Annotated in this window: 25 protein-coding genes; 4 read left to right on the top strand and 21 right to left on the bottom strand. The window is 68.0% G+C overall.

Features of this window, described 5'->3' with window-relative positions:
- Positions 1–38: 38 nt before the first annotated feature.
- Entirely contained in the window at positions 39–815 is a 777-nt protein-coding gene (locus tag ACFCYE_RS06475; RefSeq protein WP_376177362.1) for a PP2C family protein-serine/threonine phosphatase, read from the bottom strand.
- A gap of 230 nt (positions 816–1,045) precedes the next feature.
- Here ACFCYE_RS06475 and ACFCYE_RS06470 point away from each other — a divergent pair, with 230 nt between their 5' ends.
- Positions 1,046–1,669: a DUF4282 domain-containing protein gene (locus ACFCYE_RS06470; RefSeq protein WP_376177360.1), complete on the top strand. Its 624-nt coding sequence runs from the start codon at positions 1,046–1,048 to the stop codon at positions 1,667–1,669.
- Between the two features lie 71 nt (positions 1,670–1,740).
- Here the strand turns inward: ACFCYE_RS06470 and ACFCYE_RS06465 are convergent, their stop codons facing one another.
- The 14 genes from ACFCYE_RS06465 to prmC form a co-directional block, all read right to left on the bottom strand.
- Positions 1,741–2,409, bottom strand: a complete 669-nt coding sequence (locus ACFCYE_RS06465) for a DUF4870 domain-containing protein (RefSeq protein ID WP_376177359.1) — start codon at positions 2,407–2,409, stop codon at positions 1,741–1,743.
- Positions 2,410–2,514: 105 nt separating this feature from the next.
- Complete coding sequence (locus ACFCYE_RS06460) at positions 2,515–3,270, bottom strand: YaaA family protein (protein ID WP_376177358.1); 756 nt, start codon at positions 3,268–3,270, stop codon at positions 2,515–2,517.
- Positions 3,271–3,350: 80 nt separating this feature from the next.
- Positions 3,351–3,611: a F0F1 ATP synthase subunit epsilon gene (locus ACFCYE_RS06455; RefSeq protein ID WP_264157494.1), complete on the bottom strand. Its 261-nt coding sequence runs from the start codon at positions 3,609–3,611 to the stop codon at positions 3,351–3,353.
- A 2-nt stretch (positions 3,612–3,613) separates the two neighbouring features.
- Entirely contained in the window at positions 3,614–5,065 is a 1,452-nt protein-coding gene (gene atpD, locus ACFCYE_RS06450; protein WP_376177356.1) for a F0F1 ATP synthase subunit beta, read from the bottom strand.
- A 24-nt stretch (positions 5,066–5,089) separates the two neighbouring features.
- Complete coding sequence (locus ACFCYE_RS06445) at positions 5,090–5,989, bottom strand: F0F1 ATP synthase subunit gamma (RefSeq protein WP_376177354.1); 900 nt, start codon at positions 5,987–5,989, stop codon at positions 5,090–5,092.
- A gap of 18 nt (positions 5,990–6,007) precedes the next feature.
- On the bottom strand, positions 6,008–7,648 hold the full coding sequence (gene atpA, locus ACFCYE_RS06440; RefSeq protein ID WP_376177352.1) for a F0F1 ATP synthase subunit alpha: 1,641 nt from the start codon (positions 7,646–7,648) through the stop codon (positions 6,008–6,010).
- A gap of 48 nt (positions 7,649–7,696) precedes the next feature.
- Positions 7,697–8,485, bottom strand: a complete 789-nt coding sequence (locus ACFCYE_RS06435) for a F0F1 ATP synthase subunit delta (RefSeq protein ID WP_376177350.1) — start codon at positions 8,483–8,485, stop codon at positions 7,697–7,699.
- Complete coding sequence (locus ACFCYE_RS06430; RefSeq protein ID WP_376177348.1) at positions 8,485–9,033, bottom strand: F0F1 ATP synthase subunit B; 549 nt, start codon at positions 9,031–9,033, stop codon at positions 8,485–8,487. Before ACFCYE_RS06430 ends, ACFCYE_RS06435 begins: the two co-directional genes overlap by 1 nt.
- Positions 9,034–9,060: 27 nt before the next feature.
- Entirely contained in the window at positions 9,061–9,297 is a 237-nt protein-coding gene (gene atpE / locus ACFCYE_RS06425; protein WP_067198640.1) for an ATP synthase F0 subunit C, read from the bottom strand.
- Between the two features lie 43 nt (positions 9,298–9,340).
- Positions 9,341–10,081, bottom strand: a complete 741-nt coding sequence (atpB, locus tag ACFCYE_RS06420) for a F0F1 ATP synthase subunit A (protein WP_376177346.1) — start codon at positions 10,079–10,081, stop codon at positions 9,341–9,343.
- Between the two features lie 179 nt (positions 10,082–10,260).
- Positions 10,261–10,770, bottom strand: coding sequence for a hypothetical protein (locus ACFCYE_RS06415; protein WP_376177344.1), 510 nt, complete (start codon positions 10,768–10,770; stop codon positions 10,261–10,263).
- Positions 10,767–11,978, bottom strand: a complete 1,212-nt coding sequence (locus ACFCYE_RS06410; RefSeq protein ID WP_376177342.1) for an MraY family glycosyltransferase — start codon at positions 11,976–11,978, stop codon at positions 10,767–10,769. The genes ACFCYE_RS06415 and ACFCYE_RS06410 overlap by 4 nt, the downstream gene beginning before the upstream one ends.
- Positions 11,975–12,700, bottom strand: coding sequence for an L-threonylcarbamoyladenylate synthase (locus tag ACFCYE_RS06405; protein WP_376177340.1), 726 nt, complete (start codon positions 12,698–12,700; stop codon positions 11,975–11,977). The genes ACFCYE_RS06410 and ACFCYE_RS06405 overlap by 4 nt, the downstream gene beginning before the upstream one ends.
- A 59-nt stretch (positions 12,701–12,759) precedes the next feature.
- Positions 12,760–13,617 (bottom strand): peptide chain release factor N(5)-glutamine methyltransferase, encoded by an 858-nt coding sequence (prmC, locus tag ACFCYE_RS06400; RefSeq protein WP_376177338.1) that lies wholly within the window; start codon positions 13,615–13,617, stop codon positions 12,760–12,762.
- 97 nt (positions 13,618–13,714) lie between these two features.
- Here prmC and cysK point away from each other — a divergent pair, with 97 nt between their 5' ends.
- Both cysK and epsC read left to right on the top strand, forming a co-directional pair.
- Positions 13,715–14,653, top strand: a complete 939-nt coding sequence (gene cysK / locus ACFCYE_RS06395) for a cysteine synthase A (RefSeq protein ID WP_376177336.1) — start codon at positions 13,715–13,717, stop codon at positions 14,651–14,653.
- On the top strand, positions 14,653–15,237 hold the full coding sequence (gene epsC / locus ACFCYE_RS06390; protein ID WP_376177334.1) for a serine O-acetyltransferase EpsC: 585 nt from the start codon (positions 14,653–14,655) through the stop codon (positions 15,235–15,237). Before cysK ends, epsC begins: the two co-directional genes overlap by 1 nt.
- Positions 15,238–15,242: 5 nt before the next feature.
- Here the strand turns inward: epsC and ACFCYE_RS06385 are convergent, their stop codons facing one another.
- The 6 genes from ACFCYE_RS06385 to lysA form a co-directional block, all read right to left on the bottom strand.
- Positions 15,243–15,647: a hypothetical protein gene (locus tag ACFCYE_RS06385; protein WP_376177332.1), complete on the bottom strand. Its 405-nt coding sequence runs from the start codon at positions 15,645–15,647 to the stop codon at positions 15,243–15,245.
- 49 nt (positions 15,648–15,696) lie between these two features.
- Entirely contained in the window at positions 15,697–16,776 is a 1,080-nt protein-coding gene (prfA, locus tag ACFCYE_RS06380) for a peptide chain release factor 1 (protein WP_376177330.1), read from the bottom strand.
- A gap of 18 nt (positions 16,777–16,794) precedes the next feature.
- A complete protein-coding gene (gene rho, locus ACFCYE_RS06375) occupies positions 16,795–18,768 on the bottom strand; it encodes a transcription termination factor Rho (protein ID WP_376177328.1) in 1,974 nt (657 codons plus the stop codon).
- Between the two features lie 163 nt (positions 18,769–18,931).
- Positions 18,932–19,852, bottom strand: coding sequence for a homoserine kinase (gene thrB, locus ACFCYE_RS06370; protein ID WP_376177326.1), 921 nt, complete (start codon positions 19,850–19,852; stop codon positions 18,932–18,934).
- 1 nt (position 19,853) lies between these two features.
- On the bottom strand, positions 19,854–21,170 hold the full coding sequence (locus ACFCYE_RS06365) for a homoserine dehydrogenase (RefSeq protein ID WP_376177324.1): 1,317 nt from the start codon (positions 21,168–21,170) through the stop codon (positions 19,854–19,856).
- On the bottom strand, positions 21,167–22,606 hold the full coding sequence (gene lysA, locus ACFCYE_RS06360) for a diaminopimelate decarboxylase (RefSeq protein WP_376177322.1): 1,440 nt from the start codon (positions 22,604–22,606) through the stop codon (positions 21,167–21,169). Before lysA ends, ACFCYE_RS06365 begins: the two co-directional genes overlap by 4 nt.
- 183 nt (positions 22,607–22,789) lie before the next feature.
- Between lysA and ACFCYE_RS06355 the strand changes: the two genes are divergently transcribed.
- Positions 22,790–23,866 (top strand): YihY/virulence factor BrkB family protein, encoded by a 1,077-nt coding sequence (locus ACFCYE_RS06355; RefSeq protein ID WP_376177320.1) that lies wholly within the window; start codon positions 22,790–22,792, stop codon positions 23,864–23,866.

Below are 23,866 nucleotides of genomic sequence, written 5' to 3'. Positions count from 1 at the left end.
ACGGCGCTGTCCACAGACTCAGCGCCCGGACCGACGGATCAGTGTTCTGTGGAGGTCGAGTGAGCGGTGACCTGCACGACGATCAGCGTCACGTTGTCCCGACCGCCGTTCTCCAGCGCGGCATCCAGCATCGCGTCGACCGCACCGGAGGGATCCGGGTGCTCGCGCAGGAAATGATGGATGCCGTAATCCGTGAGCTCTTTGGTCAGGCCGTCCGAGCAGATGACGAATCGATCGCCGTCGTGCACCTCGATACCGAGGTAATCGGGCGCGAAGAGCTCGCTGGCGCCGACCGCGCGCGTGATCACGTTGCTGTACGGATGCCCCTCCGCCTCTTCGGGGCTGAGACGGCCGGACGCGATGAGTTCCTGGACGACCGAATGGTCCGTCGTGATCTGCACCAGCTGCTCGTCGCGCAGCAGATACACCCGCGAGTCTCCGATGTTCAGCGACACCCAGCGGGGCGGGTCGGCGGAGACGTCGATGAAGACGCCCGTCAACGTCGTGCCGGTTCCCTCGTCGGTCGTGTCCGGGTGCGAGGCGATATCCTTCACGGCCAGAGCGAGCGCGCTCTCGATCGCCTCCGCGTCGACCGCCCCGCTCGCGACCACCGTTCGCAGGCGGTCGATCGTGCTCGTGCTCGCGATCTCCCCGCCGGCGTGGCCGCCCATGCCGTCTGCCACGACGAACAGCGGATACTCCGCCAGGAACGCATCCTGATTCGTGTCGCGACGGCGACCGCGATCGGTCGCGCCCGCCCAGGTCAGCGAGAAGCGATCATCCACATCGAACGTCTGCGCTGTTCTGTCAGCCACGAGCTTCCTCCGGTGCTCCGACGGCGTTCCGGGTGGCCGCAGGACTCCCACACATCGTAGTGGACACGGAACAGTGCGAGAACGCCATGCATCAACGCTATCCGGTGTCAGCGGTCGCGGCTGCCGGATACGCCGAAACCCGGCAGGGTCCACCACCTCGTTCGGTGCGTTCGCTAGGGTGGGCGCGAAAAGGTCCCCCAGAGACCTCATTCCCCGAGGAGGATGATCGCATGAGCGACAACACGCCGTCCAACCCCGCTGGTGACCAGACCCCACCGCCGATGCCCCCAGCGCACCAGCCCTCGGCCGCACCACGGCAGCCCGCCGCGCAGCCGCCGGCCCACGGTGGGCCGGCAGCCACGGGCGGGCCGGGCGCGGGTGCCCCCGGCGCAGGAGGACCGGGCGCGTACCCCGGCCAGGCGGGCCCCGGTGCGGGAGCACCAGGCGCGTACCCCGGCCCCGGCGGACCCGCAGGAACAGGATCGCACGGACCGGGTGTTCACGCGCCGACCCAGGGCCCGGCAAGCACCGGATCGTTCTTCCGATCGCTGTTCGACTTCTCGTTCCAGCGGTTCATCTCCCGCAAGCTCGCCGGCATCTTCTATGCCGTCGGGCTCATCGTGATCGCGCTGGCGTTCCTCATCTACTTCTTCGGCGGCATCGCCAGCGGCATCGGCATCATGCAGTTCAACGCCGGCGGTGGATTCATGGTCCTCCTGCTCGCGATCGTCGCAGCCCCGATCGGCGCATTCGTCGCCGTCATCGTGCTGAGGTTCTGGATCGAGGCGGTCGTCGCCCTGATCGTGGTGGCCGAGAACACGAAGCGCACGGCCGACAACACCGAGAAGCGCTGAAACGACCCCGCTACGAAGGAAGGGAGCTCCCGAGTGTCGGGAGCTCCCTTCCTCGCGTCAAGCCGACGCGATTACTTCACCCAGTTGGGCGACAGGTAGAACTTGCCCTCCTGGCCGGACTGCAACTGAGTCGGAACGTTGATCGCGTGGATGATGCCGATGATCAGCTGAGCGATCGGCAGCAGCGCGTACAGGATCGCACCGATACCGAAGGTCACGATCGTGATGAGGCCGGCGGCCGCGTACGCGATCGCCACGATGATCTGGTAGTTGAGGTTTGCGGCGTTGGCGCGCTGGTAGTTCGGCGCCACCTTGTCCTTCTCCACGAGGAAGAAGATCAGCGCGGGAACCCAGCTGAAGAACACCGAGAGCCAGAGGTTCGCGGTGATGTTGCTCTGCTGGATGGGAGCGGCTGCGCCGTAGTATCCGGGAGCGGCACCGTACCCGGGCTGCTGGCCGTACTGAGCCTGCCCTGCGGGCGGGTATCCCGGCTGTCCGGGCTGCGAGTACCCCGGCGCCGGCTGCCCGGGCTGACCGTACACCGGCGCGCCAGGCTGCCCCTGCGACGGTCCCTGCGGCTGAGGAGCTGCCGGGGGCGCGGTCGGCGGCTGAGGTGCGGCAGGCGGCTGAGCGGGCGGTGTGACCGGAGGCTCCGGCGCGGCGGGCGGAGTCGGCGGCATGCCTGCTCCGGTCTGATCTCCGCTGTTCGGATCCGTGGATCCGGTTGCATCGTTCGACATGGAAGTCCTTCCTAGAGTGGCTTCATCCGAAGCCGAAGCAGGACTACTCTCCCATACCGCCCAACTGCAAGCAACGAAGCGCGCGGCGCGGGATCGCGCTGTCGTTCACACGGATGCGACGAGTTCCCAGATACCCGGATCCCCGGTCTCACGAAGTCGGATTCCGCGGGATTCGGCCCAGTCGATGAGGGCGCGTGCCGAGGTGGGGGTGACACGATCCTCAGCGAACGCACGCACGAAGGCCCCCTTGGCCTTCTTGTTGAAGTGGTTGAGCGCGCGGGCGGCTCCGTCTGCCTCCGTCACCACCCGGACGTACGCCGACGGCACGGATGCCGGGATCGGCCCCAACGCGACATACGCCTCGCTGCGCAGATCGAGCACGAACGGCGCATTCTCCTCCGCCAACGCGCGCGTCGCGGCATCCGCCCAGTGGCGCCGGAGCGGAGCGACGCCGGGAAGCGACGCCCCCGCGGCAAGCCGGTACATGGGGATCGGATCCAGGGCGGCGATCGGGCCGAAGGGAGCCGAATGAATCAGTACGTGCTCGTGCAGATGCGCTCTGGATGCGGCATCCAGACCGGGCGCATCCAACGCGTCGTAGAGGACGCCGGTATAGCGGTCCACCGCTGCCATGGTCGGTGCCGTCCGCAGTTCGCGATTGTGGAGGACATCCCCGACCTGACGCGCGCTCAGCTTCAGCACACGCCGGGACGCGTCCTCGTCACCGGCCAGGTCGACGAGAGCGTCGATGACCGCCTCGCGTCGGGCCTCCAGAGAGGGCAGCGACAGCGAGCCGAGCCGGAGCGCGGGGAGATCGCCACCCGGGCGCTTGGTCTCGGACGGCGGGAGCAGGATCTTCATAGGTCTTCCAGAACGGAAACATCGAAGCGCCCGTCCCGGAGAACCGGAGACGGGCGCCTCGATGAGGTGTATCGGTCGGATCAGGCGATGAGCGCGGCGTTGCCCGCCACGATCGTCAGGGTGTCGCCCTCCATCGAGAGGAAACCGTCCTGCGCGTTGGCGAGCACCTTGGACCCGTCCTCACGGGTGATGCGCACCTCGCCCTGCGCGAGGATGGCGAGCACGGGCTCGTGACCGGTCATGATGCCGATCTCCCCCTCGACGGTCTTCGCGACGACGAGGCTCGCCTCGCCCGACCAGACCTCCGCGTCCGCGGAGACAAGGCTGACGTTCAGGGCCATGATCAGGCGTTCTCCTTCTGGATCTTCGCCCACTGCTCTTCGACGTCGGAGATGCCGCCGACGTTGAAGAAGGCCTGCTCGGCGACGTGGTCGAACTCGCCCTTGGCGATCGCGTCGAAGGACTCGATCGTGTCCTTGAGCGGGACCGTGGAGCCCTCGACACCGGTGAACTTCTTGGCCATGTAGGTGTTCTGCGAGAGGAACTGCTGGATGCGACGTGCACGCGACACGACGATCTTGTCCTCCTCGGAGAGCTCGTCGACACCGAGGATCGCGATGATCTCCTGCAGCTCCTTGTTCTTCTGAAGGATCTGCTTGACCGTGGTCGCGACGCGGTAGTGGTCGTCACCCAGGTAACGGGGATCCATGATGCGCGACGTCGAGGTCAGCGGGTCGATGGCCGGGTACAGACCCTTCGACGCGATCTCACGGCTGAGCTCGGTGGTGGCGTCGAGGTGCGCGAACGTGGTCGCCGGAGCCGGGTCGGTGTAGTCATCGGCCGGCACGTAGATCGCCTGCAGGGAGGTGATCGAGTGACCGCGCGTCGATGTGATGCGCTCCTGGAGCACACCCATCTCGTCGGCGAGGTTCGGCTGGTAACCCACGGCCGAGGGCATGCGGCCCAGCAGCGTGGAGACCTCGGAACCGGCCTGCGTGAAGCGGAAGATGTTGTCGATGAACAGCAGCACGTCCTGCTTCTGGACATCGCGGAAGTACTCCGCCATCGTCAGAGCGGACAGTGCCACGCGCAGACGCGTTCCCGGCGGCTCGTCCATCTGGCCGAAGACGAGGGCGGTCTTGTCGAAGACACCCGCCTCTTCCATCTCGGCGATGAGGTCGTTGCCCTCACGCGTGCGCTCGCCGACACCGGCGAACACCGAGACACCACCGTGGTCCTGGGCCACACGCTGGATCATCTCCTGGATGAGGACGGTCTTGCCGACACCGGCGCCGCCGAACAGGCCGATCTTTCCACCCAGCACGTACGGCGTGAGGAGGTCGATCGACTTGATGCCGGTCTCGAACATCTGGGTCTTCGACTCGAGCTGGTCGAAGTTCGGCGCCTTGCGGTGGATCGGCCAGCGCTCGGTGATCTCGATCTGCTCACCCGGCTCGGCGTTGAGGACCTCGCCGATCACGTTGAAGACCTTGCCCTTGGTGACGTCGCCGACGGGGACCGAGATGGCCTCGCCGGTGTCGCGCACTTCCTGGCCGCGGACGATGCCGTCCGTCGGCTTCAGGGCGATGGCACGGATGAGGTCGTCGCCGAGGTGCTGAGCGACCTCGAGCGTGATCTCGGTCGACTCGTCGCCGATCGTGATCGTGGTCTTCAGAGCGTTGTAGATCTCGGGGATCGAGTCGTGCGGGAACTCGATGTCGACGACCGGGCCCGTGACGCGTGCGACGCGCCCGACGACCGCGGTCGCAGCATCAGCTGTGGCGGTGGGGGTCATATCTTCGTCTCTTTCTTGAGGTTCTTATTTGCTCGACGAGAGCGCGTCGGCGCCGCCGACGATCTCTGCGATCTGCTGCGTGATCTCCGCCTGACGCGCGTTGTTGCGCAGACGGGTGTAGTCGGTGATGAGCTTGTCGGCGTTGTCGCTGGCCGACTTCATCGCCTTCTGCGTCGCGGCCTGCTTGGCGGCCGACGACTGCAGCAGGGCGTTGAAGACCCGGCTCTGGATGTACACCGGCAGGATCGCGTCGAGCACGGTCTCAGCATCCGGTTCGAACTCGTACAGCGGGTACACCGCGCTGCCGGCGTCCGACTCGTCCGACTCCGTGATCTCGAGCGGAAGCAGACGCACCGTCTCCGGGCTCTGCGTCATCATGCTCACGAAACGGTTGTAGACGAGGTGGATCTCGTCCACTCCCCCGTCGACGCCGCCGCGGGAGAACGCCTCCAGCAGTGTCGCCGAGATCTCCTCCGCGGTGGAGAAGTGCGGAGTGTCGGTGTCGCCGGTCCACTCCGCGGCCGAAGCGATGCCACGGAACTGGAAGTAGCCGACAGCCTTGCGACCGATGAGGTAGAAGACCGGCTCGCTGCCCTCGGAGCGGATGAGCTCCGACAACTCCAGCGCCTCTCGCAGGATCTGCGAGTTGAAGGCACCGGCGAGGCCGCGGTCCGACGAGAAGATCACGACCGCGGAGCGGTGGACCGTCTCGGGCTCACGGGTGAGCGGGTGGTCGACATTCGAGTACGTCGCGACGGCGGAGACGGCTCGGGTCACGGCTCGCGCGAAGGGAGACGACGCGCGAACGCGCGCCATCGCCTTCTGAATGCGCGAAGCCGCGATGAGCTCCATCGCCTTCGTGATCTTCTTGGTCGTCTGAGCAGAAGAGATCTTCTGCTTGTAGACCCTGAGTTGAGCGCCCATAAGTGCGTACCCCGCGCGTTACGCGCGACGACCCTTGACGATCTTCTCCTGGTTGACGTCCTCGGCAGCGGCCGCGGCGTGCTCCTCGTGACCCGGGGCGCCGATGGCCTGCCCCTTGCCGCCCTGGAACTCCAGGATGAACGCATCGGTGGCCTTGCCCAGCTCGGCGGCCGTGTCGTCGTCCAGCACGTTCGTCTCGCGGAGCGTGTCGAGCACCTTGGTGTTGCGACGCAGGTGGTCGAGCAGTTCGCGCTCGAAGCGGAGAACGTCGGAGACCTCGATGGTGTCCAGCTTGCCGTTGGTGCCGGCCCAGATCGAGACGACCTGGTCCTCCACCGGGTACGGCGAGTACTGCGGCTGCTTCAGCAGCTCGGTCAGGCGCGCGCCACGGGACAGCTGGCGGCGCGATGCCTGGTCGAGGTCGGAGGCGAACATCGCGAAAGCCTCGAGCGAGCGATACTGAGCCAGCTCGAGCTTCAACGTACCCGAGACCTTCTTGATCGACTTCACCTGGGCGTCACCGCCGACTCGCGAAACCGAGATACCCACGTCGACCGCCGGACGCTGGTTGGCGTTGAACAGGTCGGACTGGAGGAAGATCTGGCCGTCGGTGATGGAGATCACGTTGGTCGGGATGTACGCCGAGACGTCGTTCGCCTTGGTCTCGATGATCGGAAGACCCGTCATGGAACCGGCGCCGAGCTCGTCCGACAGCTTCGCGCAGCGCTCGAGCAGACGCGAGTGCAGGTAGAACACGTCACCCGGGTAGGCCTCGCGGCCCGGCGGGCGGCGCAGGAGGAGGGAGACGGCGCGGTAGGCCTCAGCCTGCTTCGACAGGTCGTCGAAGATGATGAGGACGTGCTTGCCGCCGTACATCCAGTGCTGACCGATCGCGGAACCCGTGTAGGGAGCGATGTACTTGAAGCCGGCCGGGTCGGAGGCCGGAGCGGCGACGATGGTGGTGTACTCCATCGCACCGGCGTCCTCGAGCGCACCCTTCACGGATGCGATCGTGGAGCCCTTCTGCCCGATGGCGACGTAGATGCAGCGCACCTGCTTCGTCGGGTCGCCGGACTCCCAGTTCGCCTTCTGGTTGATGATCGTGTCGATCGCGATCGCCGTCTTGCCGGTCTGGCGGTCGCCGATGATCAGCTGGCGCTGACCACGGCCGACGGGGATCATCGCGTCGATGGCCTTGATGCCGGTCTGCAGCGGCTCGTGGACGCTCTTGCGCTGCATGACGCCGGGCGCCTGCAGCTCGAGCTCGCGGCGACCTTCGGCGGCGATCGCGCCGAGGCCGTCGATCGGGGTGCCGAGCGGGTCGACCACGCGGCCGAGGAAGCCGTCGCCGACGGGGACCGAGAGGACCTCACCCGTGCGGGTGACTTCCTGGCCGGCCTCGATGCCGGTGAATTCGCCGAGAACGACCACACCGATCTCGTGCTCGTCGAGGTTCAGGGCCAGGCCCTTGGTGCCGTCGCCGAAGGTGACGAGCTCGTTCGCCATGACGCCGGGCAGGCCCTCGACGTGCGCGATGCCGTCGGCGGCGTCGATGACGGTGCCGACCTCGGTCGCCGCAGCGCCGCTCGGCTCGTATGCGGCGGCGAAGTCCTTCAGCGCGTCACGGATGACGTCGGGGCTGATCGATAGTTCTGCCATTGTCTTCCCTTTGTATCTGGGTGCGCGGTTCCCCGCGCGAAGTCGTGTTTAGCCCGCGAGCTTCTGTCGAAGATCGGCGAGCCGCGCGGAGATGCTGCCGTCGATGACGTCATCGGCGACCTGCACGCGCAGGCCTCCGACCACGTGGGGGTCGATGATCTCGGTGAGGGTGATCTGGCCGTCGTAGCGACGGGACAGGCTGTCGATCAGGCGGGTCCGCTGAGCGTCGCTCAGCGTCTTCGCCGTGTGCACGGTCGCGACGATGAGGCCGCGCTGCGCGGCGACGATGCGGATGGCGCGGTTGAGCAGCTGACGCACCCGTCGCTCGCGCGGCTGACGCACCAGCGACGAGATGATCAGCGTGGCCGGAGCACCGGTCGCACCGCTGATGACCTTCTCGACCAGCGCGCCCTTCGCCTCGGAGTCGCCCAGGCGGCTGCCCAACGCGAGCTCGAGCTCGGGGTTGCCCGAGACGACCCGGAGGAAGCCGAACAGCTCCCCCTCGATGTCGTCCTTCGGCTTCGCGATCGCCACCGCGCGGATGGCGAGCTCCTCGATGCCGTCGACGAGGTCGGACGCGTCCGACCAGCGCTGCACGGAGAGCGAGACGAGCGCGTCCTGCGCACTCGCCGACAGCCCCGCGAACACCGTCCGGATGACCTTCTCGCGTGATTCGGCCGTGGCAGACGGGTCTGCGAGCGCGCCGCTCAGCTGGGACGAACCGCCCACCAGCCGTGCGGCGGCGAACAGCTCTTCCGCCGTACCCAGGGTCACGCCCTTGGCCTGCGAGAGAGCCGCCGTCGTCGCCGACAGAGCCTGAGTGGTCGCGCTGCCCATTACTTGGCCGCCTCGGATGCCTCGAGGTCGGCAAGGAAGCGGTCGACCACGGCCGTGGCACGTGCGTCGTCGGAGAGCGTCTCGCCGACCACGCCGCCGGCGAGGTCGAGTGCGAGCGTGCCGACCTCGGAACGCAGCGAGACGAGAGCGGTCTGACGCTCGGCCTCGATCTGCGTGTGCGCGGCTGCGGTCACACGCGCGGCTTCGCTCGTCGCTGCATCCTTGGCCTCGGCGATGATCTTCTTGCCGTCCTCACGGGCGGCCTCACGGATCTCACCGGCCTCGGTGCGTGCTTCGGCGAGCTGGCGGGTGTACTCCTCCAGCGCGGCCTCGGCCTGCTTCTGAGCCTCATCCGCCTTCGCGATGTTTCCCTCGATGGCTGCGGAGCGCTCGTCGAGCATCTTCGTGAAGCGCGGAAGGGCGACCTTCCACACCACGACGAGGATGACGACGAACCACAGGGCCGACCAGATGATGTCGTACCACGCGGGGATCAGCGGGTTAGGCGTTTCCTCGGCCGCGAGGTTCGTGACAAGAGCGTTCAGCATCCTGTCTCCTTCAGAAGTCGGTGTGGATTACGGGAAGGGGATGAATCCGACGGCGATGCCGACGAATGCAAGCGCCTCGGTGAAGGCGATACCGATCCACATGAGAACCTGCAGGCGGCCGGCCAGCTCGGGCTGACGAGCGACGCCCTCGATCGTCTTGCCGACGACGATGCCCACACCGATGGCCGGACCGATCGCTGCGAGGCCGTAGCCGACTGCCGCGAGGTGACCGTTGATGTCAGCGAGAACCGTAGTTGCGTCCACGGGTTTTTCCTTTCGTTGGGTGGGAAGGCAGTTGCCGACCCGCTCAGTGCTCTTCTGCCACCGCGAGCTGGATGTAGATCGCGGTGAGGACGGTGAAGACGTAGGCCTGCAGGACGACGACCAGGATCTCGAAGATCGTGAACGCGCCGCCGAAGGCGAGGGTTCCGATGCCGAGCAGCGACCATGCGCCGCCGGCAGTGAAGAAGAAGAACCAGGTGGCCGAGAAGCACAGCACCAGGATCATGTGTCCGACGACGAGGTTCATCATCAGTCGGAGCGTGAGCGTCACGGGCCGGATGATGAAGGTCGAGATGAACTCGAGCGGCGTGACGATGATGTAGACCGGCCACGGGACACCGGAAGGGAACAGCGAGTTCTTCCAGAAGCCGAGCGGACTCTTCTTCATACCGGCGTAGATGAACGTCACGTAGCTGATGATGGCCAGCGTGAGCGGCACGGCGATGATCGCGGTACCCGGCATGTTGAGGAACGGGATGATCCCGGTGATGTTCATGAACAGGATCATGAAGAACATCGTCGTGAGGATCGGCAGGAACCGGTCGCCGTCCTTGCGGCCGAGCAGGTCGTGCGCGATGCCGCTGCGGACGAAACCGAGACCCATCTCGACGACGCTCTGGAAGCGACCGGGGACGACGCGCATGCGTCGTGTGCCGAGCCACAGGAGCAGAACCACTGCCAGCACCGAGAGGAGCTGGACCAGGTGGATTCTGTGCACGGGGACGCCGAGCACTTCGAACAAGATCTCCGGGAAGAAATCGTCCATCGACGGGCCGTGGAACTCGCCATCGGCGGCCAGGCGGGGAATCAGGGTCGCAGCAAGATTAGACAGCGCGGGCTCCAGCTTCGGGGCACCGGTTCAGAACCGGGGCGACGATGGTCGGTGATGCGTGACGGCACAAGCGCTCGAGGGAACGAGCGGGGCACTCCTCAACACTATCAGAATCAGGACTTGGCCAAGTTCGGCCCGGCCCCGTCCTCGCCCTTCGTCGGCTCTTCGTCCTCGGGGTTGACGGTCGGCAGCGAGATGTCGCTGACGTTGGGCAGGCGCATCCGCGTGAGCACGACCACGTCGATGATCAGCGACATCGCCACCCCTGCCACGATCGACAGGAAGAACACCATCGGCGCGATCCACGGCTGTCCGGCGAGGACGATCATGATGACGATGAACAGGCCCAGCTTGAGCAGCCAGCCGCCGAGCACGATCGCGAAGAAGAACTGCACATACAGGGGGTCGCCGTACCAGCGGTTGGCGATCAGGATGCTCAAGCCGGTGATCCCCAGGAACACCACGGCGAGCAGTACGCCGAGCAGGCCGCTCGCGAGCCCCTCGCCCCCGGCGACGGCGTAGCCGATCCCCCCGGCGAGGACGGCCAGGATGCCGGCTGCGACGGCGGACCAGATCAGAGTCCGACGCAGGATCGGGGTGCTGGACACGGGACTCGGGCTCATCGGGGCTCCAGGGTTTCGCGGTCGGGTGCTTCGGTGGGCGCAGACGCTGACGTCGGCGACTCGATGGAGGGCGCGTCCGCCGCGGCGGCGCGGCGCGAGGGCATCAACGTGACCACGAGGCAAGCGGCGACGCCGATCGCCCCGAAGATCGCGCCGATCCAGTACTGCCCTGGCCAGTCTTCTCTGGTGCCGATGTACATCAGCAGCAGCGCGAGCGAGATCACCGCTGTCCAGGCGTAGAAGATGAGCACGGCGTCGCGATCACGGTGGCCGAGATCGAGCATGCGGTGATGCAGGTGCTTGCGATCCGGCGAGAACGGCGACTTCCCCGCACGCATTCGCCGGAACACCGCAAGGCCGAAGTCCAGCAGCGGCAGCATCACGACGACGATCGGCAGCAGGATCGGGATGAACGCGCCGAGAAGCTGGGAGCGGCCGAACTCCTCAGGGTCGAGCGCGGACGCCGGCCACTGGCCGGTGAGCACCACCGTCGAAGTCGCCATCAGCAATCCCATGACGAGAGCGCCGGAATCCCCCATGAACAGCCTCGCCGGGCTCCAGTTCCACGGCAGGAAGCCGATGCAGGCGCCGATGAGCGCAGCGGCGAGGAACGTCGACAGGTTGAAGTAAGTGGTCGCGCCGATGTCCCGCGAGACGATGTAGGAGTACGCGAAGAACACGCTGTTTGCGATCAGGCAGACACCCGCGACGAGGCCGTCGAGTCCGTCGATGAAGTTCACCGCGTTCATCACGATGACGATCGCGAACATCGTCACGGCGATGCTGACCCAACTGGAGAAGAGGATCATCTCGCCGAACGGCAGCGACAGGATCTGCATCCCGCCCCAGACGGTGATGATCCCCGCGGCGAGGAACTGGGCCCCGAGCTTGATCATCCAGTCCAGATCGATCAGGTCGTCGATGACCCCGATGACCGCGATCAGCAGAGCGGCGCAGAGCACGGACCACATGGTCTGCGGCGGGATCCACAGGGTCTCGAAGAACGGATTCGCCGCTGAGACGCCGATGGCGGTGGCGATGCCGAGGAAGATCGCGACGCCGCCGAGCCGCGGGGTCGGCGTGGTGTGCACGTCGCGTTCGCGGATACCGGGGTACAGCTTGAACCGCAGGCTCAACTGCCAGACCACCCACGACAGCGCGAACGTGATGGTCGCGGTCAGGATGATCGTGAACAGATACTGCTTCACGCCGTGCCGTCCGGGGCGTCGTCGGGATCGACGTCGCCGGGCTGCTCCGCAGGCTCGAGCAGGTCGCCGAGGACGTCCTCGAGCTGCTCCCGTGTGATCGCGCCCTCACGCAGGATGCGGACCGCGGGCTTCGGGGAGTCCTCCCCGCGCGAGACGAGCGAGGTGGCGTCGACGATCGTCGATGCGATGCCGTCGCGGCTCAGGCCGGTGTCGAGGTAGACCGCGACCTTGTCGCCGAGCATGTCCAACGCGTCCGATGCCGCGATCGCCGCATCCTTACCGGTGAGGTTCGCGCTGGAGACCGCCAGCGGACCCGTCTCCTCCAGAAGTTCGAGAGCGACCCTGCTGTCCGGCATCCGCACGGCGACCGTGCCCTGCGTCTCGCCCAGGTCCCAGGTCAGCGACCGCTGCGCGGGAAGGACGATGGTGAGGCCACCGGGCCAGAAGGCTTCGACGAGACGCTCCACCGGCTCCGGCACGCTCTCGGCAAGCGCACTGAGGGTCGCCGGCCCTGACACCAGCACGGGGGGCGGCTGGTTGCGACCGCGCCCCTTCGCATCGAGCAGCCGCTGCACGGCGGCGGGCGAGAAGGCGTCGGCGGCGACACCGTAGACGGTGTCGGTGGGGATGACGATGAGTTCGCCGCGACCGATGGCCTGGCGGGCGCGGCGCATACCGGCGAGCAGCTGCTCCTCATCGCGGCAGTCGAAGATGGGGGACATGACGGATCGATTCTACGCGGACGCGTCTGGGAGAAGGGGATTGGACCGGTGGTCGCACCTCACGGCCGGACGGCCGTGGTCGCACGGTCCCGGTGCGTGAGGTCGGGATGGGTCGCACAGGCGCGCCACCCGTCGGCCGAGAGCAGCGCGCGGATGTCCGCCCCCTGCTGCTCACCGTGCTCGATGACGAGCAGACCGCCCTCGCGCAGCAGTTCGAGCGCGCGGGTGCTCAGGACACGGACGACGTCCAGCCCGTCAGGACCGCCGTACAGCGCGAGCGCCGGATCGAACAGCCGCACCTCGGGATCGCGCGGGATCGCGTCATCCGGGACATATGGCGGGTTGGAGATGACGACCGCCGCCTCGCCGTCGAGCTCGCGGAACGCATCGGCCAGATCGGCGTGGACGAGTGTGAGGTTGGACGCGCGCGCCGTGTTCCTGGCTGCCCATGCGTGCGCATCCAGCGACACCTCGGCGGCATAGATCCGCGCGTGCGGCACCTCGGTCGCCATCGCGAGTGCGATCGCGCCGGAGCCGGTGCCGAGGTCGATCCCGATGGGCGCGGCGTCCGGAGCGTTCAGCAGTGCGTCGATCGCGAACTGGACGACCTGTTCCGTCTCCGGTCGAGGGACGAAGACTCCCGGCCCGACGGCGAGCTCCAGGTGCCGGAAGGGCGCAGTGCCGGTGATGTGCTGCAACGGTTCGCGGGCGGCGCGACGATCGACCAGCAGCGCCAGCGCCTCGGCATCCGCCTCGTCCAGAGCATCCCCACGGACGACCGCCGCCTGTACGGAGCCGCGGCCGAGACCCGTGACGTGGCCGATGAGCAGCTCGGCGTCCACGAGCGGATCGGGAACACCGGCTTCCGCGAGCTGCTGGGCGACGGAGCGCAGGAGCGCGGCGATCGAGACGGGCATCCCACCAGCGTACGGCGCAACGAAGAGTCACATATGCGATTTCCGGTACGTGCTCCCCTAGGCTGACGACAGTCACCCGCTCAGGAAAGGCGTCTTCATGCCCGGAATCCACTCCGACATCACCACGGCGTTCGGCAACACGCCGCTGGTCAAGCTGAATCACGTGACCGAAGGCCTCGGCGCCGAGGTGCTCGCGAAGCTCGAGTACTTCAACCCCGGATCAAGCGTCAAGGACCGTCTCGGCATCGCGATCATCAACGCCGCGGAGAAGGACGGATCGCTCACGCCTGGTGGAACCATCGTCGAGGCCACCAGCGGCAACACCGGCATCGCCCTCTCGCTCGTCGGCGCCGCCCGCGGCTACAAGGTCATCCTGACGATGCCCGCCTCGATGTCGAAGGAGCGCCGCGTGCTCCTGAAGGCCTTCGGGGCCGAACTCGTCCTCACCGACCCGACCGTCGGCATGAAGGGCGCCGTCGCCGAGGCCGAGCGCATCGCTGCGGACACGCCCGGAGCGATCCTCGCCCACCAGTTCGAGAACGCGGCCAATGCGCAGATCCACCGTGAGACGACCGCCGAGGAGATCTGGCGGGACACCGACGGCGAGGTCGACATCTTCGTCGCGGGCATCGGCACGGGTGGCACCATCACCGGCGTCGGACAGGTCCTGAAGGAGCGCAAGCCAGGCGTCCAGGTCATCGCGGTCGAGCCGACCGCCTCGCCGCTGCTGTCGCAGGGCACCCCCGGCCCTGCCAAGATCCAGGGCATCGGGCCGAACTTCGTTCCGCCGATCCTGGACACCGACGTGTTCGACGAGGTCGTCACCGTCGAGTTCGAGGACGCGATCTCCACCTCTCGCGCTCTGGCCGCCAACGAGGGGCTGCTCGTCGGCATCTCCAGCGGCGCGGCCGCCTGGGCTGCGCTCCAGGTCGCAGCCCGCCCTGAGAACGCCGGCAAGAAGATCGTCGTGATCATCCCCGACACCGGTGAGCGCTACCTGTCGACGGCGCTGTTCGAGGACCTTCGCGAGGACTGATGCCGACATCCGGCATGCACTGGGCCGGGCGGATGCGCGAGGACGTCGCATCCGCCCGGCTTCGTGACCCCGCCGCGCGCAGCGGTCTGGAGGTCGCGATCCTCTACCCCGGGCTGCACGCCATCTGGGCGCACCGGATCAATCATGCGCTGTGGAACCGAGGGCTGCGCTTCCCCGCCCGCCTCGGTTCGCAGTTCGCCCGCTGGCTGACGGGCATCGAGATCCACCCCGCCGCGACGATCGGCAGGCGCTTCTTCATCGATCACGGCATGGGTGTCGTGATCGGCGAAACGGCCGAGATCGGCGACGACGTGATGCTGTATCACAGTGTCACGCTCGGCGGCCGGACCAGGGACTCCGGCAAGCGGCACCCGACCCTCGAGGACGGGGTCGTGGTCGGTGCCGGCGCCAAGATCCTGGGGCCCGTCGTGATCGGTGCGGGCAGCGCGATCGGCGCCAACGCCGTGGTCACGAAGGACGCGCCGGCGGACTCCGTGCTCACCGGTGTGCCGGCCAAGGTGCGCTCGCGCACGCCGGGCGAAGACCTCTCGCACCTGCTTTCCGCGCCCGACTACGTGATCTGACCGGCTCACGCCTTCGAGCGAGCCTGCTTGCGCTTGTCGTCGAGCAGGAGCTTGGTGAGCACGACGGTGACGATGGCCGTCACCAGCCAGACGATCACACCTCCGGCGATCCACCCGGCGAAGCCGTCCAGACGCAGACCGCCGATCGGCAGCAGCACGACGATCAGCAGGGCGATGATCGTCGACAGGATCCCCACCCCGCCGACCAGGATCGGCAGCACGCGGTGCAGGATCTTCTCGGCGATCCACGCGAGCACCGTCTGCACGAGCGCGAAGATGACAATGCACAGCAGGAATCCCCACCACTCGCTCCAGACGATGCTGAAGTCCTCGAGGATGAGGTCGGCGACGATGAGGCCGAGCGCAGCCGAGGCGAGATAGATGCCCAGGCGCAGCAGATGCGTGATCACGCCCCGAGCCTAGCGCTCAGGGCCGTGGCCCACGAGGAAGGACGCGCGGTCAGGAGTCCTGGCCGACAGCGGCCAGACGCGCCTCTTCGTCGGCCTGGATCGCGCTCTCGATGATCGGTTCGAGCGCTCCGTCCATCACCTGATCGAGGTTGTAGGCCTTGAAGCCGGTGCGATGGTCCGCGATGCGGTTCTCCGGGAAGTTGTACGTGCGGATGCGCTCGGATCGGTCCATCGTGCGGATCTGCGATTTCCGGGCATCGGATGCCACGGCATCCAGCTCTTCCTGCTGCTTGGCGAGGAGACGCGCGCGCAGCACACGCATCGCGGCCTCGCGGTTCTGCAGCTGCGACTTCTCGTTCTGCATGGACACGACGATGCCGGTGGGCATGTGCGTGATCCGCACGGCGGAGTCGGTCGTGTTGACCGACTGACCACCGGGTCCCGAGGAGCGGAACACGTCGATCTTCAGATCGTTCTGGTTGATCTCGATCTCGTCGGGCTCGTCGACCTCGGGGAAGACGAGGACTCCGGTGGTCGAGGTGTGGATGCGCCCCTGCGACTCGGTGGCGGGCACGCGCTGCACGCGGTGCACCCCGCCCTCGTACTTGAGGTGGGCCCAGACGCCCTGCGCGGGGTCCGTGGAGGAGCCCTTGATCGCGACCTGGACGTCCTTGTAGCCGCCGAGGTCGGACTCGTTGCGCTCCAGCAGCTCGGTCTTCCACCCCTTGGATGCCGCGTACTGCACGTACATGCGCAGCAGGTCGGCGGCGAACAGCGCGCTCTCCGCGCCGCCCTCCCCCGCCTTGATCTCCATGATCACGTCACGGGCATCATCCGGGTCACGCGGAATCAGCAGGCGCCGGAGCTTCTCCTGCGCCTGCGCGACAGCGGTCTCGAGTTCGGGGACCTCTGCCGCGAAGGCCTCGTCCTCGCGGGCGAGTTCTCGCGCGGCGTCCAGATCCTCGGATGCCGCGATCCACGTCTCGTGGGCTGCGACGATCTTCGACAGCTCGGCGTAGCGCCGGTTCACGCGCTTGGCACGGGCGGCGTCGGCGTGCACCGCCGGGTCGGAGAGTTCCTCCTGGACCCGGCGGTGTTCGTCGATGAGCGCCTGGACGGACTCGAACACTTCGTCAGCTCGACGGACTCAGCGGATGTTGTTCTCGTGCCCGTGGCTGGAGCCCGTGGCAGGAGCAGGGATCGACTTCTGCATCTGGACGAGGAATTCCACGTTGGAGTTGGTCTCCTTGAGCTTGCCGAGCACGACCTCCAGGGCCTGCTGGGTGTCGAGCCCTGCCAGCGCGCGACGCAGCTTCCACGTGATCTTGACCTCGTCGGCGCTCAGCAGCATCTCCTCGCGGCGCGTGCTGGACGCGTTGACGTCCACGGCGGGGAAGATGCGCTTGTCGGCCAGCTGACGCGACAGGCGCAGCTCGCTGTTGCCGGTGCCCTTGAACTCCTCGAAGATGACCTCGTCCATCTTGGATCCGGTCTCGACGAGCGCTGTGGCGAGGATCGTGAGCGATCCGCCGTTCTCGATGTTGCGGGCAGCGCCGAAGAAGCGCTTGGGCGGGTACAGCGCCGAAGCGTCCACGCCACCGGTGAGGACGCGGCCGGAAGCCGGAGCCGAGATGTTGTACGCACGGCCGAGTCGCGTGATCGAGTCGAGCAGCACGACGACGTCGCGGCCGAGCTCGACCAGACGCTTGGCACGCTCGATCGCCAGCTCGGCGACGGTGGTGTGGTCCTCTGCAGGGCGGTCGAAGGTCGAGGCGATGACCTCGCCCTTCACCGAGCGCTGCATGTCGGTGACCTCTTCCGGACGCTCGTCGACGAGGACGACCATGAGGTGGACCTCGGGGTTGTTCTGCGAGATCGCGTTCGCGATCTGCTGCAGGACGATCGTCTTGCCTGCCTTCGGGGGCGCGACGATCAGGCCGCGCTGGCCCTTGCCGATCGGCGCCACCAGGTCGATGATGCGCTGGGTCAGCTTCTCGGGAGCCGTCTCCAGACGCAGACGCTCCTGCGGGTACAGCGGGGTGAGCTTTCCGAACTCGACGCGCGTGGCCGCGTCGTCGACGGACAGGCCGTTGATCGAGTCGACCTTCACCAAAGCGTTGTACTTCTGACGCCCCTGCTGCTCGCCCTCACGCGGCTGCTTGATCGCGCCGACGACCGCGTCGCCCTTGCGCAGGTTGTACTTCTTGACCTGACCGAGCGAGACGTAGACATCACTCGCGCCGGCGAGGTAGCCGGAGGTGCGCACGAAGGCGTAGTTGTCCAGGACGTCGAGGATGCCGGCGATCGGGATCAGCACGTCGTCCTCGCCGATCTCGGTGTCGAATTCGTCCGAGGTGGTGTTCGCGGCACCGCGGCGCTTGTTGCGCTGGCGGTTGCGGCCGGAGGACTGCTCGTCGTCCGACGGCGCCTGCTGCTCCTGGGCGTTGCCGTTCTGGGCGTTGCCGCCGCGCGGGTTGCCGTCCTGCGCGTTGCTGCCACGCCCACGGCTGCGGCTGCGGCTGCGGCTGCGGCTGCGGCCGGAGCCCTCCTCGCCGTTGTCGCCGGCAGAGTCCGCCTCGGAGCCGTTCTGCTTCGGCGCGTCGCCGGACGAGTCGTCCTTCGCGCCATCGTTCGCCTCGCGCTGGGGAGCCTCGGATGCCGCCGCGGCGGTGTTCGCCTCGGACGTGGCGTCGGACGCCGCTTCGGCAGGAGCCTCGGCCTGTGCGGCGGCCTTCTTCGTAGGACGCTTGCGCCCCTTCGGCGCGGCTGCGGGTGCCTCGGCCTCTGCGGCAGGGGCCTCGGAAGCCGGGGCGCTCGCGGCAGGTGCGTCGGCGGCCGGTGCGTCGGATGCCGGGGCATCCGCCTTCTTGGCCCGGCTGCGACGCGGGGTCTTGGGCGCGGGCTCTGCCGGTGCGTCCGCCGCAGGAGCCGCCTCGGCGGGGGCAGCTGCGGAGGCTTCGGCGGCCGCCGCCTTCGCTGCCGCCGTCGCGGTCGTCGCACGGCGCGGTGCGCGCTTGCGTGCCGGCGCCTTGATCTCGGCCGATGCGTCAGCCGCACGTGCCTCGGAGGGCGCGGACGCCGCAGCGGGCTGGTCGTTCTGGGTCTCGGAGAAATTCTCCACGAGTACTCCCTTATATGTCGTGGGATGTGAGCGTCAGCCGCGCACGACGGGTGCCGTGCACGTTCGTACGCACGGGCGCTTGGCGCTCGTAGGCCAGAGCGATGAAGGCTCTGGATGTGACGTACGGAATTCGCAGATTGCGATGGGGGCCAGATTCACGAAACTACGCGGACCCCTCCGCTCGTACCTTTACTGTACCACCCCGCACATCGACGGCCGGCATGATGGCGTCCCACGGGGTGTCGGTCACGGCAGCGGCCAGATCCGCCGCCTCCAGGCGTCGTCCGGGGCCGTCGCAGAGCACGAGGACGCTGGGTCCGGCGCCGGACACCACAGCGGCGAAGCCCGCCTGACGCAGCGCCTGCACGAGCGCATAGGTCTCCGGCATCGCCTGCGCGCGATAGTCCTGGTGCAGCCGATCGGCGGTGGCATCCAGCAGCAGCTCGGGGCTCTGGGTCAACGCGGCGATCAGCAGGGCCGACCGTGAGACGTTGAACACGGCGTCCTCGCGCGGCACCTGCATCGGCTGGAGCGAGCGCGCCAGCGTCGTCGACACGGTGTGCTCGGGAACCAGCACGAGCGGCGCGACGCCGCGGTGCACCTGCAGCTTCTTGTGCCGCGGCCCGTCCTCGCCCGTCCACGCGATCGTGAGCCCGCCGAACAGTGCAGGGGCGACGTTGTCCGGATGTCCCTCAAGCTCGGTCGCCAGGCGCAGCAGGGCGTCGTCGTCGAAGAAGACGTCGCCCTCGAGCAGACCCTGCGCCGCGAGGATGCCCGCGGCGACAGCAGCACCGGAGGACCCGAGTCCGCGGCCGTGCGGCACACCGTTTCGCGCGGCGATGCGCAGCCCGGGCACCTCGCGCCCCGCATCCGCGTATACGTGCACGATCGAGCGGTAGACGAGGTTCGACTCGTCCCTGGCGATCTCCGCCGCTCCGGTACCGGAGACCTCGATCTCGAGACGGTCATCGGGCACCGGGGTGACGACGAGTTCGTCGTAGACGCTCAGTGCGAGGCCGAGAGTGTCGAAGCCGGGACCGAGGTTGGCGCTCGTCGCTGGAACGCGGACGACGATCGACGTCATCTCACTCCCCCTCGACCCGCAGCACGGCGATGACGCGGTCGACGACCTCGCTCGCGTCCAGCCGCTCGACCGTGCTGCTGAGCGCCTGCTCCGTGGCGCGATGCGTTCCGATCACGAGGCGTGCTGTTCCTTCGCCCTCCGCGGTCTGGACCACGGTCGCGACCGAAACGTCTCCTTCGCTGAGGATGCCGGCCACGTGCGCCAGGACGCCGGGCTGGTCCTCGACCTCGAGCGTGATCTGGTAGCGGGTGGTGACGTGCGCGATCGGGACGATCGGCAGGTTCGCCCTTGTCGATTCGCCGACCCCGACCCCTCCCGCGATGTGACGGCGGGCCGCGGACACGACATCGCCGAGCACGGCGGATGCGGTCTGCACGCCACCGGCACCTGCGCCGTAGAACATCAGCGAGCCGGCCGCCTCCGCCTCGACGAACACGGCGTTGTTCGCGCCGTGCACAGAGGCGAGCGGGTGGCTGCGGGCGACGAGCGCCGGGTAGACGCGCACCGAGATGGACTCGACGCCGTCGACCGTGATGCGTTCGCACACCGCGAGCAGCTTGATGACGTAGCCGGCCTCTCGTGCCTGCTGGATCATCCCGGCGGTGACACCGGTGATGCCCTCGCGATGCACCGTGTCCAGCGGGACGGTCGTGTGGAAGGCGAGGCTCGCGAGAATCGCCGCCTTCTGCGCGGCGTCGTATCCTTCGACATCCGCCGTCGGATCCGCCTCGGCATAGCCCAGTCGCTGCGCGTCGGCGAGCACGCCATCGAAGTCAGCGCCCTCGGTGTCCATCCGGTCGAGGATGTAGTTCGTGGTGCCGTTGACGATGCCCATGATCCGCACGACGCGATCGCCGGCGAGCGAGTCGCGCAGCGGCCGGATGATCGGGATGGCACCCGCAGCGGCGGCCTCGTAGTAGACCGACGCGCCGACCCGGTCTGCGGCGTCGAACAGCTCGGGGCCGTGCGACGCCAGCAGAGCCTTGTTGGCGGTGACGACGTCGGCGCCGGAGTTCAACGCCGCCAGCAGCTGGGTGCGGGCGGGCTCGATGCCGCCCATCAGCTCGATGACGATGTCGCTGCCGAGGATCAGGTTCTCGGCATCCGTCGTGATCAGCTCACGCGGGAGTTCGACGTCGCGGGCGGCATCCGGGTTGCGCACGGCGATCCCTGACAGTTCCAGACGCGCACCGGCCCTGTCGGCGAGTTCATCGCCGTGGCGCAACAGCAGGGAGGCGACCTGCGACCCCACAGCTCCGGCGCCGAGCAGCGCCACTCGAAGCGTTCGATACTGTGCCGGATCGTTCCCGCGGGTCATCGTTCTCCTTCTGCGAGGCCGGAGGCCCCGCCGTCAACGGTGCGGATACCGGTGACACCGGCATCCCGCGCAAGCAGGTCATCGATCGTCTCCGCGCGCACGATCACCGTGGACGCGCCGCCGGACACGGCGACGACGGCGGGGCGCGGGACGTGGTTGTAGTTGCTCGACAAAGACGCGCAGTACGCGCCCGTCGCGGGGACGGCGAGCAGGTCGCCCGGCGTCAGATCGTCGGGCAGATACTCGTGGTCGACCACGATGTCACCGGACTCGCAGTGCTTGCCGACCACGCGGACCAGCACGGGTTCTCCGGCACCCGCTCGCGATGCGAGTCGCGCCGAGAACTGCGCGCCGTACAGAGCGGGACGGGCGTTGTCGCTCATTCCGCCGTCCACGCTGACGTAGCGGCGCACGCCGGCGTCGAGCGCGACGTCCTTGGTCGTGCCGATCTCGTACAGGGTGACACCGGCGGTGCCGACGATCGCGCGCCCCGGCTCGAACGCGAGTTCCGGAAGCGGGATGCCGCGGACGGCGCACCCGCTCGCGACGGCGTCGACGATCTCGGCGGCGAGCGTCGAGATCGGCGTCGGGTCGTCGAGCCGGGTGTAGGCGATGCCGAAGCCGCCGCCGAGGTTCAGCAACGGCAGCTCTCCTCCGGCGCGCAGCCGCTCGTGCAGCTCCAGCAGGCGAGACGCCGATTCGCGGAATCCCGCGACGCCGAAGATCTGCGAGCCGATGTGGCAGTGCAGGCCGAGCAGACGCAGGCCCTCGATCTCGCGGATACGGCCGACGGCCGCTTCGGCATCCGGGAAGGCGAAGCCGAACTTCTGATCCTCGTGAGCCGTGGCGAGGAAGTCATGCGTCTCGGCATGCACGCCGCTGTTGACCCGGATGAGGATGTTCTGACGTGCGCCGGTGCGCGCCGTGATGGCGCCGAGCCGTTCGATCTCGATGACGCTGTCGACGATGATCGTGCCGACGCCGACCGCCACGGCCCTTTCGAGCTCGGAGACCGACTTGTTGTTGCCGTGGAAGCCGATGCGCGAGGGCTCGACCCCTGCGGCGAGAGCGACCTCGAGCTCGCCTCGCGTGCAGACGTCGACGTTGAGTCCCTCCTCGGTGACCCACCGCGCGACGGCGGTCGAGAGGAACGCCTTGCCCGCGTAGTAGACGCGGGCCGACGTGCCGTGCTCGGCCGTCGCCGCGGCGAACGCGTCATGGAACGCGCGCGCGCGGGAGCGCACCTCGTCCTCGTCGAGCACGAGCAGCGGCGAACCGTGCGTGCGCACGAGTTCGGAGGCACCGAGGCCGGCGATCCTGAGCTGGCCGTCGTCGTCTCTGACCGCGGATGCCGGCCAGACACCGGGGGCGAGATCATTGGCGTCCTCGGGCACGTGGAGCCATTCCGGGGCGAGTGAATCGGCAGGGGGAAGCACAGCGGACCAATCGTGGGTTCGGGTTCTCGGGCGACGAGACGCACGGCGAGGTTGACCCCGATTCTAGGGCAACGGGTCGTCCGGCCCTGCCACGGTGACGCTGTGTTCCACCGGCCTAGACGATCCGGGCGGATGCTGGCAAGCCCCCTGGGTCCGCGGCCATGCGTGGCCTAGGTTGGCCGCATGGAGTCAGCACACGACGCGCCCTCTCCCTCATCGCCGAAGAAGGGCGGTCTGCCGCGGATGCTCGAGCGCATCATCGCCTGGGCGCTGCAGCGCAAGCTCGTGAGGGCGGTGCTGCTGTACGGAGAGCGGCGCGGCGCGATGCTGGCCGACAGCGTCACCTACCGTGCCCTGTTCAGCGTGTTCGCGGGCGTGCTGCTGGGCTTCTCGCTCGCCACGGTGTGGCTCGCCGACAACCCGCAGGCGTGGGACGCGCTCGTCGCCGCGGTGGATGCCGCGATCCCGGGTCTCTTCGGTGAGAACGGGGTCATCTCCGACCTCGACGACATCGCTGCGCCTGCAGGACTGTCGATCGCGAGCATCATCTCGATCGTCGCGCTGGTCGGTGCGGCGCTCGGCGCTGTGGGGTCGCTGCGCACCGCGGTGCGGACGATCGCCGACACGATTCAGGCGGATGTGTTCATCGTCTGGGTCGTGCTGCGCAACCTGCTGCTGGCCGCCGGCATCGCCGCCGCTTTCCTCGCGGCAGCCGTGCTGACCGCGCTCGGCCGACTGGGAATCACGTGGGTGACCGGGCTGCTCGGCATCCCGACCGGTTCCGTCGGGGCGGAATGGGGAATTCGGGCAGTCTCGCTCCTCGTCGTGTTCGCGCTCGACGCCGCTCTGGTCGCCGGTGTCTTCGCGCTGCTGTCCGGGCGCCGTGCGCCGGCGCGAGCGCTCTGGTCCGGCGCGCTTCTCGGAGCCGTCGGACTCATCGTGCTGCAGGAGCTGTCGAGCCTGTTCGTCGGCGGCGCGGCATCCAATCCCCTGCTCGCGACATTCGCCTCTCTGCTGGCGCTGCTGATCTGGATGAACTTCTCCACCCAGGTGATCCTGATCTCCTGCGCGTACATCGTCACGGGGATCGAGGAGTCCGAGGACCGGGTCAGCGCGCGATTCGGCGCGAGTACGTTCGCGCAGAGACGAGTCCAGCGGGCCGAGCGCGATGTCGCCGTCGCTGTCACCGCGCTGAAGGCCGCCAGGGATGCGGCCCCGGCCGGATCGCCGTCGGAACAGGCTCCGGCGTCCTCCGCCTGA

The organism is Microbacterium sp. NPDC056234, assembly GCF_042267585.1.
Taxonomy (GTDB): Bacteria; Actinomycetota; Actinomycetes; order Actinomycetales; family Microbacteriaceae; genus Microbacterium.
The sequence above is the reverse complement of the archived record's forward strand: the minus strand, read 5'-3'. Positions and strand labels throughout refer to the sequence as shown.